Raw genomic sequence first — 14,775 nt, 5'->3', positions numbered from 1 at the left:
GCGGACCGCACGAGTCCACCGACGAAGGAGTCCCGATGACCGAGGTTCACCACGGACTGGAAGGCGTCATCGCCTTCGAGACGCAGATCGCGGAGCCCGACAAGGAAGGCTCGGCGCTGCGCTACCGCGGTGTCGACATCGAGGACCTGGTCGGCCGGGTGCCCTTCGAGAACGTCTGGGGCCTGCTGATCGACGGCAGCTACACCCCGGGCCTCCCGCCGGCGGAGGCGTTCAACCTGCCGTTCCACACCGGCGACGTACGCGTCGACCTGCAGTCCGCGATCGCCGCTCTGGCGCCGGCGTTCGGCTTCAATCAGACCTACGACTCCACCACCGAGGAGACGCGCGCCGATCTGGCCCGCGCGGCCGTCATGGTGCTCTCGTACGCCGGCCAGTCGGCCCGCGACATCCACCAGCCGATCGTGCCCCAGCGCGAGGTCGACAAGGGCCAGACGCTCGCCGAGAAGTTCCTCATCCGCTGGCGCGGCGAGGCCGACCCGAAGCACGCCCACGCGATCGACGCCTACTGGTCCTCGGCCGCCGAGCACGGCATGAACGCCTCCACCTTCACCGCCCGCGTCATCACCTCGACCGGCGCCGACGTCGCCGCGGCGCTGTCCGGCGCGATCGGCGCGATGTCCGGCCCGCTGCACGGCGGCGCCCCGTCGCGCGTGCTCGGCATGATCGAGGAGGTCGAGAAGTCCGGCGACGCGCGCGCCTACGTCAAGGGCCTGCTCGACTCCGGCGACCGGCTGATGGGCTTCGGCCACCGCGTCTACCGCGCCGAGGACCCGCGCGCCCGGGTGCTGCGGCGCACCGCCCGCGAGCTCGGCGCCGCGCGCTACGAGGTGGCCGAGGCGCTGGAGCAGGCCGCCCTGGCCGAGCTGCGCGAGCGCCGCCCGGACCGTGTCCTGGAGACCAACGTCGAGTTCTGGGCCGCGATCGTCCTGGACTTCGCGGAGATCCCGGCGCACATGTTCACCTCGATGTTCACCTGCGCGCGCACCGGCGGCTGGTCGGCGCACATCCTGGAGCAGAAGGAGACGGGTCGCCTGATCCGCCCCTCCGCCATCTACACCGGGCCCCCCACCCGCCCCGCCGACTCGGTCGAGGGGTGGGAGCCCGCCTGGGGCAAGTAGCCCCCGCGGGAGCGCGCTTGTCTCAGTAGACGACGTGGTCCAGCAGCACCTCGGCCGCGGCCGAGGCGGCAGCCGGGTCACCGGCGCGGATGGCGGCGGCGACGGCGACGTGCTCCGCGGTCAGGTGGTCCCGCACGTCCGGATCGATGCTGGCCGCCACGGTGCCGACCAGGCCCGCATAGAGCTCGCTGAGCAGCGGGTTGTGCGCGGCCGCGACGACGGCGGCGTGGAAGTCCACGTCGGCCCGCACGAACTCCTCGCCGACCACGGCCTCCCGGCGGGCCAGGATCGCCTCCATCGCCCCCAGGTCCGCGTCGGTACGCCGCTGCGCGGCCAGCCCTGCCGCCGAGACCTCGATCATGTGCCGGACCTCGAGCAGGTGGCCGATCTCGACGCGGTCCAGCTGCCGGCGCATCAGAGCCTGCACCTCGGTGGTCGCGACGACATAGGTGCCGTCGCCGCGGCGTACCTGCAGCAGACCGAGGTGGGCCAGCGCCTTGACCGCCTCGCGCACGGTGTTGCGGCTGACCGCGAGGGCCGCGGCGAGGGCGGGCTCGGGAGGGATGCGGGCGCCGACGGCCCACTCCCCGCTGTCGAGGAGCCCGCGCATCCGGTCGATCGCCTGATCGACGAGCGAAGCTGTCGCTGCGGGGGCGAGCGGCATCAGATCCTCCGGTTTCATCCAATCATCCGATGTCTGGCATCCTAGGGGTGTGACGACCTCCACTCCAACCGCAGCGCCGCCCGACCGGGTCCCGTCCCGGGTCCGGACCGGAGCCGGGCTGACGGCGGCGGTCCTGCTGATCGCGCTGAACCTGCGCATCGCGGTCACCAGCGTGGGCGCGCTGATGGACCGTCTCGGCGACCAGGGCGTCCCGACGGCCACCCAGAGTGTGCTCACCTCGCTGCCGGTGCTCTGCTTCGCGGTCGTCGGCGCCACCGCCCTCGGCGTGACCCGCCGGCTCGGCATCCACCGCGGCCTGGAGGTCTCCCTCGTCGCGCTGGCCCTGGGCCTGGTCCTCCGGGTCCTGGACGGTACGCCGGCGCTGATCCTCGGGACGCTCGTGGCCTGTGGCGGCATCGCCCTGGCGAACGTGCTCATCCCCGCGGTCGTCAAGGAGCACTTCCCCGACCGGGTCGGCGTGATGACGGGCGCCTACAGCTCCGTCCTGTCCATCGGATCGGCGCTCGGCGCGGCCGTCACGGTCCCGATCGCGGACGCGGGCGGCGGCTGGCGGATCGGCCTCGGCGCGTGGGCGCTGGTCGCCGTCGCTGCGGCGGTCGTGTGGGCGCCGTACGCGCGCGGCCGGGACCACACCCGCTCGACCGAGCGCGGCGCCGTCCTGTGGCGCAACCCCACCGCCTGGGCGGTCACCATCCTGTTCGCCACCCAGTCCACCTACGCCTACGTGATGATGAGCTGGCTACCGAGCATGTACGCCGCCGCCGGGTTCAGCGAGCAGAAGTCCGGCCTGCTGCTGGCGATCAGCATCCTGATCGGGGTGCCGTTCTTCATGCTGGCGCCGACCGTGGCCGGCAAGGTCCGGCACCAGGGACACCTGGTCGCGGCGCTGACCGCCATCACCGCCGCCGGATTCGCCGGCATGTGGCTCGCGCCCGCCGAGGGGGCGTGGCTGTGGGCGGCGCTGCTCGGTGCCGGCGGCGCGGTCTTCCCGGTGACGCTGTCGTTCTTCGGGCTGCGCACCACCACGGCGGCCGACACCGCCGCGCTGTCGACGATGGCGCAGAGCGTGGGCTACCTGCTGGCCGCGAGCGGCCCGTTCCTGGTCGGCGTGCTGCACGACGCGAGCGGCAGCTGGTCGCTGCCGTGCGCGCTGCTGGTCGGACTCGGCCTGGTGCAGGCGACCGCCGGCTACTTCGCCGGGCGCCCGGTGACGATCGGGAGCGAGCGCTAGAGGCGCTTGCCGAAGGCCCGCAGCGTGGGGTACTCCGCGTAGTGGCCGAAGCCGGGGATCGCCACGTAGCCGCACGCCTCATAGAGCGCGATCGCCTCGGGCTGCCGGGGTCCGGTGCTCAGCACCGCGACGTCGTGGCCCGCCGCGGCGGCGGTCCGCTCGAGCTCGGCGAGGACCCGGCGCGAGTAGCCGAGGCGGCGGGCCTCGGGGACGACGTACATCCGTTTGATCTCGACCGCGCTCGTGCCACCGAGCTCGCGGTTCTCGGAGATCCGCCACGCCCCCGTCGCGATGGGTACGCCGTCGGCGTACCCGACCAGGAACAGGCCGGTCGGCGGGTCGAACTCGGCCGGGTCGACGTGGCTCTCGTCGGGTGATCCGTAGCGGTCGACGTACTCCTGCTGGACGCGCGCGACCAGCGCCGCGGCGTCGGGGTGGGCGTAGCCCGTGACGCGCAGCTCCAGCTCAGCCGAGCGAGGCGCCGCAGCTGTCACAGAACTTCGCCGAGTCGTCGTTGCGGGTGCCGCAGGCGCGACAGAACGGGCCGGTCGCCGTCGTGGCGCCCTGGCCGCCGGTCAGGTACCCCAGACCGTCCTTGGCGACCGGAGCGAGCTCACCCACGGCGTAGCGCGCCCCCACGCCCATGAACCCGGCGCGGGCCATGCCCATGCCGAGCGCGAAGACCACGAAGCCGCCCATGAACATCGCCATCTGGCGCAGCGGCGCGGTGTCTCCGTCGTACTTGGTGAAGGAGACGAAGCCGCTGATGCAGACCACGATGCCGACCACCGCCAGGATCGGTCCGACGATCCGGAAGGTCGTCCGGACGCCTGCCTGGTTGCTGAGGCCGGGGTTGGTGCTCATGGGGCTCTCCTGGAGAGAAGGGGGTGTCGGCGAGGATATGCCCCGCGCGTCCGGCGTTCAGACCTGGTCGCCGGAACCTTTTTCGGGCTGTCAGACTTGGGCCCGTGACCGAGATCCAGATCCCTGCAGAGCTCAAGCCCGTCGACGGCCGGTTCGGTGCGGGTCCGTCCAAGATCCAGACCAGCCACCTCGACGCGCTCGCCGCCACCGGCGACCAGCTGATGGGGACCTCGCACCGCCAGGCGCCGGTCAAGAACACGGTCGGCCGGGTCCGTGAGGGGCTCGCCGCACTGTTCGACCTGCCCGAGGGCTACGAGGTCGTCATCGGCAACGGCGGCGCGACCGCGTTCTGGGACATCGCGGCCTTCGGCCTGATCGAGAAGAAGTCGCAGCACCTCACCTTCGGCGAGTTCTCCTCGAAGTTCGCGTCCTCGGTCAAGGCCGCCCCGTGGCTGGACGCGCCCTCGGTCATCTCCTCCGACCCGGGCTCGCGGCCCGACGCGGTGGCCGAGGCCGGCGTCGACGTCTACGGCTGGGCGCACAACGAGACCTCGACCGCCGTGATGGCGCCGGTCGTCCGCCCCGCGGGCGCCGACGAGGGCTCGCTGGTCCTCATCGACGCCACGTCGGGCGCCGGCGGCCTGCCGGTCGACCTGACCGAGGCCGACGTCTACTACTTCGCGCCGCAGAAGTGCTTCGCCTCCGACGGCGGCATCTGGTTCGGCCTGTTCAGCCCGGCCGCGATCGAGCGCGCCGAGCGCATTGCCGCCTCGGACCGCTACGTCCCGCCGTTCTTCGACCTGAAGACCGCGATCGACAACAGCCGGCTCAACCAGACCTACAACACCCCGTCGGTCGCCACGCTGTTCCTGATGGCCGAGCAGCTCGACTGGATGAACGCCAACGGCAACCTCGCGGGCATGGTCAAGCGGACCACGGAGTCCTCGAACGCGCTCTACGGCTGGGCCGAGCGGACGTCGTACACCACGCCGTACGTCGCCGACCCGAGCCACCGCTCCCTGGTCATCGGCACCATCGACTTCGACGACTCGATCGACGCGGCGCAGGTCGCGAAGGTCCTGCGGGCCAACGGCATCGTCGACACCGAGCCCTACCGCAAGCTCGGCCGCAACCAGCTGCGGATCGCGATGTACCCGGCGGTCGACCCGTCCGACGTCGAGCAGCTGACGAAGTCGATCGACTACGTCGTCGGACAGCTCTGATCTGACTTAGCCTTCGGGCATGCCGCTCTCCCGCCGTTCCCTGTTGACGGCGGGAGGCGCCGTTTTTGCAGCAGGTACGGCGGCCGGCTGAGCTTGTTCTTCGGGGCTGGCGTGGGCGGCCGCACCTTAGCTCGCCGTCCCCCGCCGTCAAGGACGCCTTCGGCGCCGCTGCGCGGCCGCTGCGCGGTCCTTGACTGCGGGTCCCGGACGACGAGCTGGACGGCGCGACAACGGCACGGGCTTCGCCCGCGCCGCCGCTCCGCGGCCGCCCACCAAACGTGCTCTGACCTGGGATTTTGTTCGGTTTCAGGGTACCGAAAGCGTTCGAACAGGTGTACCATGGAAGGCAATTGATCAGTCCGTCTCGGGGAACTTCTCATGGTCGCAGGAACGGTGTCGTTGCACCCGATCCTCGCGTGCGCGCGGTCTCTTCAGAACGACCTCGCGGCAGTCTCGAACATGCCGGCCGACTACCTCCGCACCCGCGACAAGGCAGACCTCCTCACCGACCTCGCCCGCGTGGAGAGCCAGCTCGCCGAGCTGAAGCTCCGCGTCCTCGCCGCTGCCGCGGATGTGGCCGAGGAGCACGGGTCCCGTGACGCCGGCTGCTGGCTCGCCCACACCACCCGCATCACCTCCTCCGCCGGCCGCGCCCAACTGCGGCTGGCCGAATCGCTCGAGCAGCACCCGCTCACCGCCGCCGCGATGCGCGAAGGCTCAGTGAACGAGGCCCAGGCGAGGGTCATCATCCGCGCTATCGACAAGCTCTCCGACGCCGTCGACGAGCCAGTCCGCCTGCAAGCCGAGCAGCACCTGATCGAGCTGGCCGCGATCTATGACCCGAAAGACCTCCAGGTGCTCGGCACCAAGATCCTCGAAGTCGTGGCACCCGAGGTCGCCGAGGCCGAGCTCGGCAAGGCGTTGGAACGTGAGGAGCAGGCCGCACGGGACGAGGTCGCCATCCGGATCCGGAAGCGTGGCAACGGGATCACCCGCTGGATCTGCGACCTCCCCGACTCCGTCTCCGAACGAGCCCTCACCTACCTCGAAGCCGAAGACTCACCCCGCGTCACCCAGACCCGAGCCCGCAACAGGGGCGAGGCGTTCTGCCGACTCCTCGAACTACTCGACCCCAACAGGCTCCCCGACCACGGCGGAGACGCCACCACCGTCATGGTGACGGTCCCCTTCGAGACCCTCGCCAAGGAGCTGGGGGCCGCGATGCTGGGCGACACCGTCATCTCCGCCAGCGACGCACGGCGGCTCGCCTGTACCGCGAAGATCATCCCCGTCGTCCTCGGCGGGAAGTCCGAACCCCTCGACCTCGGCAGAGCACGACGCCTGTTCGAACCACCCCAACGCAAAGCCATGCGACTACGCGACAAGCGCTGCCGCGCCGAAGGGTGCTCGATCCCGGCAGCCTGGTGCGAAGCCCACCACTTGAAGCCCTGGTCCGAGGGCGGGAGGACCGACCTCGCCGACGGCGCACTCCTCTGCTCCCACCATCACCACCGGGCCCACGACACCCGCTACGCGATGACCAAGCTCGCCACCGGCGACTACCGGTTCCACCGCCGGACCTAGACGCCCCGGGGCGCATGGTCGGATGCCGCTCGTGACGACGGGTCAGGTGACCCATCGTCCGTAGCGCCCTGCGCGACCCCCTCGACGAGTGCGGGCACTGGTTCGCAGTACAAGATCGCCCACACGAGCGAAGTTCGCGGGCAGGACGGCCTGAAACACGTCGAAGATCGCCCACGCAGGCGATCTCGGCCCCGCGGCACAAGACGAATCGCCCTGGCGGCCGCGAAGCGGCGGCGCGGGCGAAGCCCGTGCCGTTGTCGCGCCGTCCTGCCGCCCGGTCGGGACCCCGGGTCAAGGACCGCGAAGCGGCCGCGCGGCGGGGCGAGCGCAGCGAGCATCCTTGACGCGGGGTGCCGGGTGGCTAAGGTGCGGCCGCCACACACCCGGCCCGCACCAACCCCGCGTCACACCAACGACAGGGCTACCCGGCAGGCGTCCCCCACCTCGAGCCCGTTCGCGGCCCGCACCGCCTTCTTCACCGGCAGCACGTAGGTCTTCTCCTCGGCGCTGGGGAAGACCGAGGTGCGCCAGGTCGACGTACCGATGGCGACCTCGACGCGCACGCTGCCGAAGCCCTTGCCCGGCCCGGCCACGGCCTCGATCTCGTCAGCCACGTCGAACGGCAGGCTGAGGAAGATCCAGCTCTCTTGGGCCTTCCACCGCCACAGCTCCGCCTCGAACTCCCACGCCATGCCCCGATCATCGCGCGAGGAGCCGCAACGTGGCGCGTTCCAGCCCCACCTGCCGCTCGTCGGGTCCGGGGTAGGAGCGGCGGACGGCGGCCCGGATGGTGCGGCCCTCCTCGTAGAGGTCGACCACCCGCGGGTCGACGTACGCCGAGCGGGCGAGCGCGGGGGTGTTGCCGAGGTAGTCGGCCACCTCCCGCATGGCGGAGGCGACCGCGCGCTGGACCGCCCGCCGGGACGTGGGCTCCGGCGCCTCCGCGAGCGCCGCGGCGGCGAGGACCGTCCCGTGCCAGGTCCGGAAGTCCTTGGCGCTGGCCTCCATCCCGGCCACCGAGCGCAGGTAGTCGTTGACGTCGGCCGGTGTCAACGGGCGCCACGACCGGCCGTCGCGCCAGGCCAGCAGGGCGAGGTCCTCGGCGCGGCGGCGGCGCATCCGCTCCACCACCTCCACGACGCACGGGTCGTCGATCTCGACGTGGTGCTCGACCCCCGACTTCCCGACGAAGTCGAACGCGAGCACCCCGCCGCGGCGCCGCACGTGCCGGCGCTCAAGGGTGGTGAGACCGAACGAGCCGTTCTCGGCGGCGTACACGTCGCTCCCGATCCGGAAGCAGCCCAGGTCGAGCATCCGCACCGCCACCGCGCACACGGCGGGCTCGTCGAGCCGCCCGGACGCCAGGTCCTCCCCCACCCGCGCCCGCAGCGCCGGCAGCCGCCGGCCGAACCGCATCACCCGCGCGTGCTTCTCCGCGGACCGCTGCTCGACCCAGCGCGGGTGGTAGAGGTACTGGCGCCGGCCGGCGTCGTCGACGCCGACCGCCTGCAGGTGCCCGTTCGGGTGCGGGCAGATCCAGACGTCGCGCCAGGCCGGCGGGATCACCAGCTCCCGGCACCGCTGGACGTCGGCGGACTCCAGCGGGACCCCCTCCTCGTCGAGGTAGACGAACCCACGCCCGCAGCGGCGCCGGGTCCAGCCCGGCTGCTGTGGCGACGTACGACGAAGGCGACCCGGCACGGACCTGCAGTACCCCGAACGTGGCGCAACTACGGGAGGTACGACGAAGCGCGCGATCGTGCCGGCAGCACGACCGGCCACCGGGTGCCCACGCACACCGGGACGGCACTCACACTGGTGTGGCGGTCGGGGCGGGCCTCAGGCTGCTGAGCCGCTCACTTCCGGACGCGTACGGCGATCCCGCCGGCCACCGCGGCCACCACGACCCCGCCCGCGACCCACGGCCACCACGGCGTCGGGTCGCCGGTCGGGGTCACGGAGCCGAGGCAGCAGCGGGGCGCGGTACCCGCCAGCGCCTTGCGCACCGCGGCCGACAGGTGCAGTTCCAGCACCGGTGCGTGCACCCCCTCCGAGGACAGGTAGATCCGCCCGTCGCCGGCGACCGCGATCCCCTCGCCCTGGCGCTGGCTGGGCAGGTCGATCCGGGCGACCTCGGTGAGCGCCGGCCAGGTGTAAATGACCGCCTGGCCGTAGTTGCGCAGGATCAGGTGCTGGCCGTCGGGGAAGAACGCGCCGTCGGTCGCGATGCCGAGCACCGTCCGGCCCGCCACGAGCCGGTTCGGGCCCGCGTGCAGGTGGCGCGGGGCGGCGTAGATCCGGCCGACGAACTCCTTCGACACCACATACAGGCGGCCGGTCACCGGGTTGCGCAGCAGCGTCTCCGCGTCGTGCGAGCCGTCGGGGTAGACCAGCTCGTGGATCTCGCCGGGCACCGTCCGCTCGCCACGACCGACCGGCACCTTGGCGACCGTGATCGACGAGCGCGTCTCGAGGTTGTCGCCGGTGTCGCCGACCCAGACGTACCCGGGGCCGGCGGGCGCGAGCGACTCGTCGTCGATGGCGTCCGCGCTCCAGCGGGTCACGCCGACCGTGGCACAGGTCCGCGGGTCGACCGCGAAGACCCGGGCGCTGTCGCCGGAGTCGTTCATCGTCACGAACAGGCCGCCGGTGCGCACCAGCCCGCTGGCCTCGGTGATCGCCGGGTCGGTGAACGAGCAGACCGTCGTGCCACCCGCCGGTCCTGCGGCCGAGGCGCCGACGAACGCGCCCGCCAGGAACGGCGCCACGACCAGCCCCGCCGCGAGGCGCTCGCGCCAGCGCATCAGCCGTCGACCCCGAGCAGCTCGCCGAGCTTCGGGTGGATCCCCCAGGCGGCCGTGAGGTCGGCGTACTCCTGCAGTGCGGTGGGGTCGGCCTTGCCCCGGACCGCGCGCAGCATGGTGTTGCGCGGGGTGTGCTGGGACTCGACGAACTGCACGACCTCCACCCGGTAGCCGCGCGAGCGCAGCAGCAGCGCGCGCAGCGCGTCGGTGAGCGTGTCCGCGAACCGCTCGCGCAGGATGCCGTCGCGCACCAGCGAGGAGTACGCCGGCGGCGGGGTCGCGCGGCGCAGCTGGGCCGCGATGTCGTGGTGGCAGCAGGGTGCGGCGAGGACGAGCGGGGCGTCCCACCCGACCGCGCGGGCGAGGGCCTCGTCGGTCGCGGTGTCGCAGGCGTGCAGCGCGAGGACCACGTCCGGGGCCTCGACCTCGGCGGACCCGATGGTGCCGACCACGAACTCCGCGTCCATCCCGAGCTCGGCCGCCAGCCGGGTGTTGTGGTCGCGCGACTGCTGCTTCACATCGACGCCGATCAGCCGCACCGGCAGCCTGCGGACGTCGGTGAGGTAGCGCTGCGCGGCGAAGGTCAGGTAGCCGTTGCCGCAGCCGAGGTCGGCGATCCGCAGCGGCCGCTCGGCGGTGGGCCGCCGCACCACCCCGGCCGACATGGCCTCGCGCAGGGCGGAGTCCAGCAGCCGCAGGAACTCCTCGACCTGGCGGTACTTCGCCTGCCGCGACGGCTTGATCCGCCCGTCGCGCCCGGCCAGGCCGAGCGCCGCGAACACCGGGTCGTCGTCGGCGAGCAGTCGCTCCTTGTCGCGGTCGTGGCCGCGATCGGCCACCGCGCCCGCCGCGGCGCCGGAGCGGGCCAGCAGCGGCTCGCCCTTCTTGGTGTGGCGCAGCTGCAGGGTCGCGTCGGTCGTCTCGACGTGCCAGTTGCCGAACGGCTCGGCGAGCAGCGCGTCGACGGCCTCGGCCGCCTGCTGACCGGCCGCGAAGTTCGCGGTGTGGGCCTGCGTCGCGTCGTACCGGACGACCTGGAGGTGGCGGCCGGCCTTGAGGTCCACCCAGCGCAGCTCGACCCGGCGGTGCTCGGGCGCGGGCAGGCCGCGGCGGCGGCCGGACACGACCGCGCGCACCAGCCGCTCCTCGTCGAGGACGGCGGTGCGGAGCTCGGCGACGGGGTCGCCCGGGCGGGTCATCGGTGCTGCAGTGCCGCGATCACGACGATCAGCAGCAGCGCCACCAGTGCGACCGGGATGACGAGTCGGCGGTGGCGCGGGTTCACCCTGCGAGTTTAGGGGCGAGCAGCTCGGCGAGGTGCATCGACCGCACCCCGGCCAGGTCGTCGAGCTGGAGCGCGCAGGACAGCCCGTCGGCCAGTACGACGGTCGCGGGGTCGGCCGCGAGCGCGCTCCGCACGGCCGGCAGCAGATGGGTCTCCGCCACCGCGACCGATGTCTCGTAGTGCCCGCGCTCGACCCCGAAGTTGCCGGCCAGCCCGCAGCAGCCCGGTACGACGGTCACCTCCGCCCCCGCCCGCCGCAGCAGCGCGAGGTCGGCGTCCCAGCCGAGGACCGCGTGGTGGTGGCAGTGCGGCTGGGCCACGACCCGGGTGCCGGTGAGGTCGGGCAGCGGCAGGTCGAGCCGGGTCACGAGCTCGGCGAAGGTCACCAGGCCCGGTACGTCGTGCTCGCGCAGCTCAGCCAGGCAGGACGGCTCGAGCCCGAGGATCGGCCGGTCGGCGTACCTCTCCAGGACGGCGACCGCCCGCCCCCGGATCGCGCTCGCCGCGTCGAGCTGACCGGTCGTGGTCCAGGTGAGCCCGCAGCAGGCCCGCTCGTCGATCACGCCCACGGTCACGCCCACGGACTCCAGGTACGCGACCGCCGCCTTGCCCGGCCCGGTCCGGAAGTGGTCGGTGAACGAGTCGGCCCACACCCACACGTCCGGGCTCTCCGGGGCGGGGCGGCCTCGCCGTGCCCATCGACGGAACGTCACCGGAGCGAACACCGGCAGCGACCGCCGCCGGTCCACCCCCGCCACCGCCTTCGCGGCCCGCGCCACCGGCCCGATCCGCAGCGACACGTTCGCCAGTACGGCCACCGGCGCGGTCAGCCTCGCCCACCGCGGCAGCCGCCCCAGCGTGTAGTGCGCGCGCGGCCGCCGGCGGCCGCGGTAGGTCGCGTCCAGCACCTGCGACTTGTACGCCGCCATGTCCACCCCCGTCGGGCAGTCCGACGCGCAGCCCTTGCAGGACAGGCACAGGTCGAGCGCCTCGTGCACGGCCGGGTCCGCGAGCCCGCTGAGACCGCCGGTGACGGCCTCCTGCAGCACCCGCGCCCGGCCGCGCGTCGAGTCCTTCTCATCCCCGGAGGCCAGGTACGACGGGCACATCACGCCGTTCGTCGCCGGCGCCACGCACTTCCCGACACCGGTGCAGCGGTGCACCTCGGCGCCCAGCGCGTCGAGGCCCGCGACGATCGGCAGCGCCGGACGCAGGTCGGCGTCGAGTGGCGCCGGGTCGACCAGCACACCGGGGTTGAGCAGCCCGTCCGGATCGGCCGCGTGCTTGATCGCGCCGAAGAGCGCGATCGACCGCTCGTCGTACATCAGCGGGAGGAGCTCGGAGCGGGCCCGGCCGTCGCCGTGCTCGCCCGACAGCGAGCCGCCGTACTCCTGGAGCGGGCGGGCCGCCGCCTCCACGAACTCCCGGAACCGCCGGCCGCCGTCGGCGAAGTCGAAGTCGATCCGTGCGTGCACGCAGCCGTCCCCGAAGTGCCCGTAGGGCACGGTCTCGAGCCCGTGCTCGCCCAGCAGCGCCTCGAAGTCGCGCAGCCACGCGCCCAGCGCGGCCGGGGGTACGGCGGCGTCCTCCCAGCCGGAGTACGCCGGTCGCCCGAGGCTCCGGGCCGCGAGCCCGGCCCCGTCCTCGCGGATCCGCCACAGCGCGGCCGCCTCAGGACCCTCCTCGACGACCCGGTGCGCCAGCGCTCCGGCGGCGGCGACCAACGGCGCCAGCAGATCGGCGCGCCCCTCGCCGGCGACCTCGACGAAGAGCCACCCCTCGCCCCGCGGCAGCTCCGGCACGGCCGCGCCGCGCGCCCGCACGAGGTCCACGATGCGCGAGTCGAGCCCCTCGCAGGCGACGAGCCGCCCGACCGCCAGCAGCGCCGGCACCGCGTCGGCCGCCTCCGCCATCGACGGGTAGCCGAGCACCAGCAGGGTCCGCGCCTCCTCGGGCACGAGCGACACCGTCAGGGTGCGCGCGACCCCGAGCGTGCCCTCGGACCCGGCGAGGAAGCGCGGCACGGAGAGCCGCTCGGGCAGCAGGTGCTCCAGCGAGTAGCCGCTGACCTGGCGGCCGAAGCGGCCGAACGAGGTCCGGACGTGCCCCAGATCGCCGGCCACGACCGCCGCCAGCCGCGCCTCGACCTCGGCGGAGGAGGCCGACCGGTCGCCCCAGAGCACGTCGGCGTCCACGATCGTGTCGGCGGTCCGGCCGTACCCCAGCGCCCGCGACCCGCAGGCGTTGTTGCCGACCATCCCGCCGATCGTGCAGCGCGTGTGCGTGGACGGGTCCGGCCCGTACCTCAGCCCGTACGGCGCCGCAGCCGCCTGCAGCCGGGCGTGGACGACACCGGGCTCCACCACGGCGGTGCGGGCGTCCGGGTCCACGGACAGGACCCGCGAGAGCCGGCGCGTGTCGACCACGAGCCCCGGCCCGACCGCGTTGCCCGCGATGGAGGTGCCCGAGCCGCGCAGGGTGACCGGCACCCGGGCGGCCGCGGCCAGGTCGAGGATCGGCTCCAGCTCGTCGCGGTGCCGGGGGCGCGCGACGGCCTGCGGCAGCACCCGGTAGATCGAGGCGTCGGAGGAGTAGAGCGCCCGCGTCAGCGCGCTGTCGGACGCGTCGACCCCGGCCCGCCGCAGCTCGGCGAGGAGGTCAGCGGTCACCAGTGCTCCAGCGAGCCCCGGATGACGCCGGCCAGGTCGTCACCGGTCACCGCCTTGGGTGCGGTCGCGAGCAGCCGCTGCTGCTTGAGCGCGCCCTCGACCAGGTCGTCGACGTCGCCCTCGCCGTACCCCACCTCGCCGAGCCCGTTGGGCAGCCCGAGGTCCTGCATCAGCGTGGTCAGCACCCGGGGCAGCACGTCCGGCCCGTCGCCCGCCGCGGCGGGGTCGAGCAGCCGCGCGGCGCGCAGGTGCCGCTCCGGTGCGGCGTCGAAGGTGAACCGGAACGCCTCCGGTGCGGTGAGCGAGACGGCCATGCCGTGCGGCACGATCGGCCCGCCTGCGGCCGGGTAGTCGGGGGCGACGTACGACCTCACCCGGCCGGCGATCGGGTAGGCGTTGGCGTGCGGGATGTGCACGCCCGCGTTGCCGAAGCCCAGGCCGGCGAAGGTCGCCGCCATCGCCATCTCCTCCCGGGCGAGCGCGACGTCCTCGTCAGCGCCAGGCCGCACGGCCCGGCGGAACGCGCCGGCCAGCAGCCCCAGCGCCCGCTCCGACCAGAGGTCCGCGATCGGGTTGGCGCCGCAGTAGGGCACCCGCTGCTCGGCGGTCTTGGCGTCGAAGGAGCCGAACCAGCGGGCCGTGTAGCTCTCCAGCGCGTGGCACAGGATGTCCATCCCCGCCGCCGCGGTCACGCCCGACGGCTGCGTCGCGGTCAGGTCCGGGTCGACCACGGCCAGCTTGGGCCGCAGCGCCGGGTGGCTGATCCCGGTCTTCACCTTCAGCGCCAGTACGTCGAGCACGCAGATCGTCGTCGACTCCGACCCGGTCCCGGTGGTGGTCGGCACGGCGACCAGCGGCAGCAGCGGCACCATCGGTGCCCGTGCCTTCCCGACCGGGGCGTTGATGTAGTCCATCAGCCCGCCCGGATTCGTCACGAGCAGGGCCACCGCCTTCGCGGTGTCGATCGAGGAGCCCCCGCCCACCGCCACGACCCCGTCGAACGGGCCCTCCGACCGCGCGAACGAGATCGCCTCGTCCAAGGACGCGTCCGTCGGCTCCACGCGTACGCCGTCGAAGACCACCGCATCCAGCCCGGACGCCGCCAGCGACTCCCGCACCGTCTCCGCGTGTCCCGCGGCCGCCACGCCCGGGTCGGTCACCACGAGCACCCGGTGGACGCGTCGCTCGCGCCCGGTGACGAGCTGGGCGACGTCGTACCCGATCTCGCGGACGGCTCCGCGGCCGAACTTCAGGGCAGGTGCGGCATAGGTGAAGACGGTCTCCGACACGC

General features: G+C 73.4%; 13 protein-coding genes. 4 read left to right on the top strand and 9 right to left on the bottom strand.

Annotated features, from left to right (window positions below; translation table 11 throughout):
* Nucleotides 1-35 precede the first annotated feature (35 nt).
* On the top strand, nt 36-1,139 hold the full coding sequence (locus tag ACYU8V_RS13915) for a citrate synthase 2 (RefSeq protein WP_460848166.1): 1,104 nt from the start codon (nt 36-38) through the stop codon (nt 1,137-1,139).
* 22 nt (nt 1,140-1,161) lie between these two features.
* Here the strand turns inward: ACYU8V_RS13915 and ACYU8V_RS13910 are convergent, their stop codons facing one another.
* Nucleotides 1,162-1,821, bottom strand: coding sequence for a FadR/GntR family transcriptional regulator (locus ACYU8V_RS13910; protein ID WP_460848165.1), 660 nt, complete (start codon nt 1,819-1,821; stop codon nt 1,162-1,164).
* Nucleotides 1,822-1,852: 31 nt separating this feature from the next.
* Between ACYU8V_RS13910 and ACYU8V_RS13905 the strand changes: the two genes are divergently transcribed.
* Nucleotides 1,853-3,055 (top strand): MFS transporter, encoded by a 1,203-nt coding sequence (locus ACYU8V_RS13905; RefSeq protein WP_460848163.1) that lies wholly within the window; start codon nt 1,853-1,855, stop codon nt 3,053-3,055.
* Here ACYU8V_RS13905 and ACYU8V_RS13900 read toward each other — a convergent pair.
* Nucleotides 3,052-3,549, bottom strand: a complete 498-nt coding sequence (locus tag ACYU8V_RS13900) for a GNAT family N-acetyltransferase (RefSeq protein ID WP_460848162.1) — start codon at nt 3,547-3,549, stop codon at nt 3,052-3,054. The two genes, ACYU8V_RS13905 and ACYU8V_RS13900, sit on opposite strands and share 4 nt — an antisense overlap.
* Nucleotides 3,521-3,919 (bottom strand): zinc ribbon domain-containing protein, encoded by a 399-nt coding sequence (locus ACYU8V_RS13895; RefSeq protein ID WP_460848160.1) that lies wholly within the window; start codon nt 3,917-3,919, stop codon nt 3,521-3,523. The genes ACYU8V_RS13900 and ACYU8V_RS13895 overlap by 29 nt, the downstream gene beginning before the upstream one ends.
* Nucleotides 3,920-4,023: 104 nt before the next feature.
* Between ACYU8V_RS13895 and serC the strand changes: the two genes are divergently transcribed.
* A complete protein-coding gene (serC, locus tag ACYU8V_RS13890) occupies nt 4,024-5,142 on the top strand; it encodes a phosphoserine transaminase (protein ID WP_460848158.1) in 1,119 nt (372 codons plus the stop codon).
* Between the two features lie 378 nt (nt 5,143-5,520).
* Nucleotides 5,521-6,726: an HNH endonuclease signature motif containing protein gene (locus tag ACYU8V_RS13885; protein ID WP_460848156.1), complete on the top strand. Its 1,206-nt coding sequence runs from the start codon at nt 5,521-5,523 to the stop codon at nt 6,724-6,726.
* Between the two features lie 404 nt (nt 6,727-7,130).
* Here the strand turns inward: ACYU8V_RS13885 and ACYU8V_RS13880 are convergent, their stop codons facing one another.
* From ACYU8V_RS13880 to ACYU8V_RS13855, 6 genes are all read right to left on the bottom strand, one after another.
* Nucleotides 7,131-7,418 carry a DUF1905 domain-containing protein gene (locus tag ACYU8V_RS13880; protein ID WP_460848155.1) on the bottom strand — a complete coding sequence of 96 codons (288 nt, stop codon included), beginning with the start codon at nt 7,416-7,418 and terminating at the stop codon, nt 7,131-7,133.
* Nucleotides 7,419-7,425: 7 nt separating this feature from the next.
* Entirely contained in the window at nt 7,426-8,427 is a 1,002-nt protein-coding gene (locus ACYU8V_RS13875) for a DNA topoisomerase IB (protein ID WP_460848152.1), read from the bottom strand.
* 155 nt (nt 8,428-8,582) lie between these two features.
* On the bottom strand, nt 8,583-9,530 hold the full coding sequence (locus ACYU8V_RS13870; protein ID WP_460848150.1) for a hypothetical protein: 948 nt from the start codon (nt 9,528-9,530) through the stop codon (nt 8,583-8,585).
* A complete protein-coding gene (locus tag ACYU8V_RS13865; RefSeq protein WP_460848149.1) occupies nt 9,530-10,729 on the bottom strand; it encodes a class I SAM-dependent methyltransferase in 1,200 nt (399 codons plus the stop codon). The genes ACYU8V_RS13870 and ACYU8V_RS13865 overlap by 1 nt, the downstream gene beginning before the upstream one ends.
* Before the next feature lie 82 nt (nt 10,730-10,811).
* Nucleotides 10,812-13,484: an FAD-binding and (Fe-S)-binding domain-containing protein gene (locus ACYU8V_RS13860; protein ID WP_460848148.1), complete on the bottom strand. Its 2,673-nt coding sequence runs from the start codon at nt 13,482-13,484 to the stop codon at nt 10,812-10,814.
* Entirely contained in the window at nt 13,481-14,773 is a 1,293-nt protein-coding gene (locus ACYU8V_RS13855) for a hydroxyacid-oxoacid transhydrogenase (protein WP_460848146.1), read from the bottom strand. The genes ACYU8V_RS13860 and ACYU8V_RS13855 overlap by 4 nt, the downstream gene beginning before the upstream one ends.
* Nucleotides 14,774-14,775 lie beyond the last annotated feature (2 nt).

It is taken from the genome of Nocardioides ultimimeridianus (assembly GCF_054777895.1).
This window is presented reverse-complemented; position numbering and strand designations above follow the sequence as displayed.

Excerpts from the sequence above, each read along its gene's own strand:
- ACYU8V_RS13915 (WP_460848166.1), top strand. The coding sequence starts at position 36 with ATGACCGAGGTTCACCACGGACTGGAAGGCGTCATCGCCTTCGAGACG.
- ACYU8V_RS13910 (WP_460848165.1), bottom strand. The coding sequence starts at position 1,821 with ATGAAACCGGAGGATCTGATGCCGCTCGCCCCCGCAGCGACAGCTTCG.
- ACYU8V_RS13895 (WP_460848160.1), bottom strand. The coding sequence starts at position 3,919 with ATGAGCACCAACCCCGGCCTCAGCAACCAGGCAGGCGTCCGGACGACC.
- ACYU8V_RS13885 (WP_460848156.1), top strand. The coding sequence starts at position 5,521 with ATGGTCGCAGGAACGGTGTCGTTGCACCCGATCCTCGCGTGCGCGCGG.
- ACYU8V_RS13880 (WP_460848155.1), bottom strand. The coding sequence starts at position 7,418 with ATGGCGTGGGAGTTCGAGGCGGAGCTGTGGCGGTGGAAGGCCCAAGAG.
- ACYU8V_RS13870 (WP_460848150.1), bottom strand. The coding sequence starts at position 9,530 with ATGCGCTGGCGCGAGCGCCTCGCGGCGGGGCTGGTCGTGGCGCCGTTC.
- ACYU8V_RS13865 (WP_460848149.1), bottom strand. The coding sequence starts at position 10,729 with ATGACCCGCCCGGGCGACCCCGTCGCCGAGCTCCGCACCGCCGTCCTC.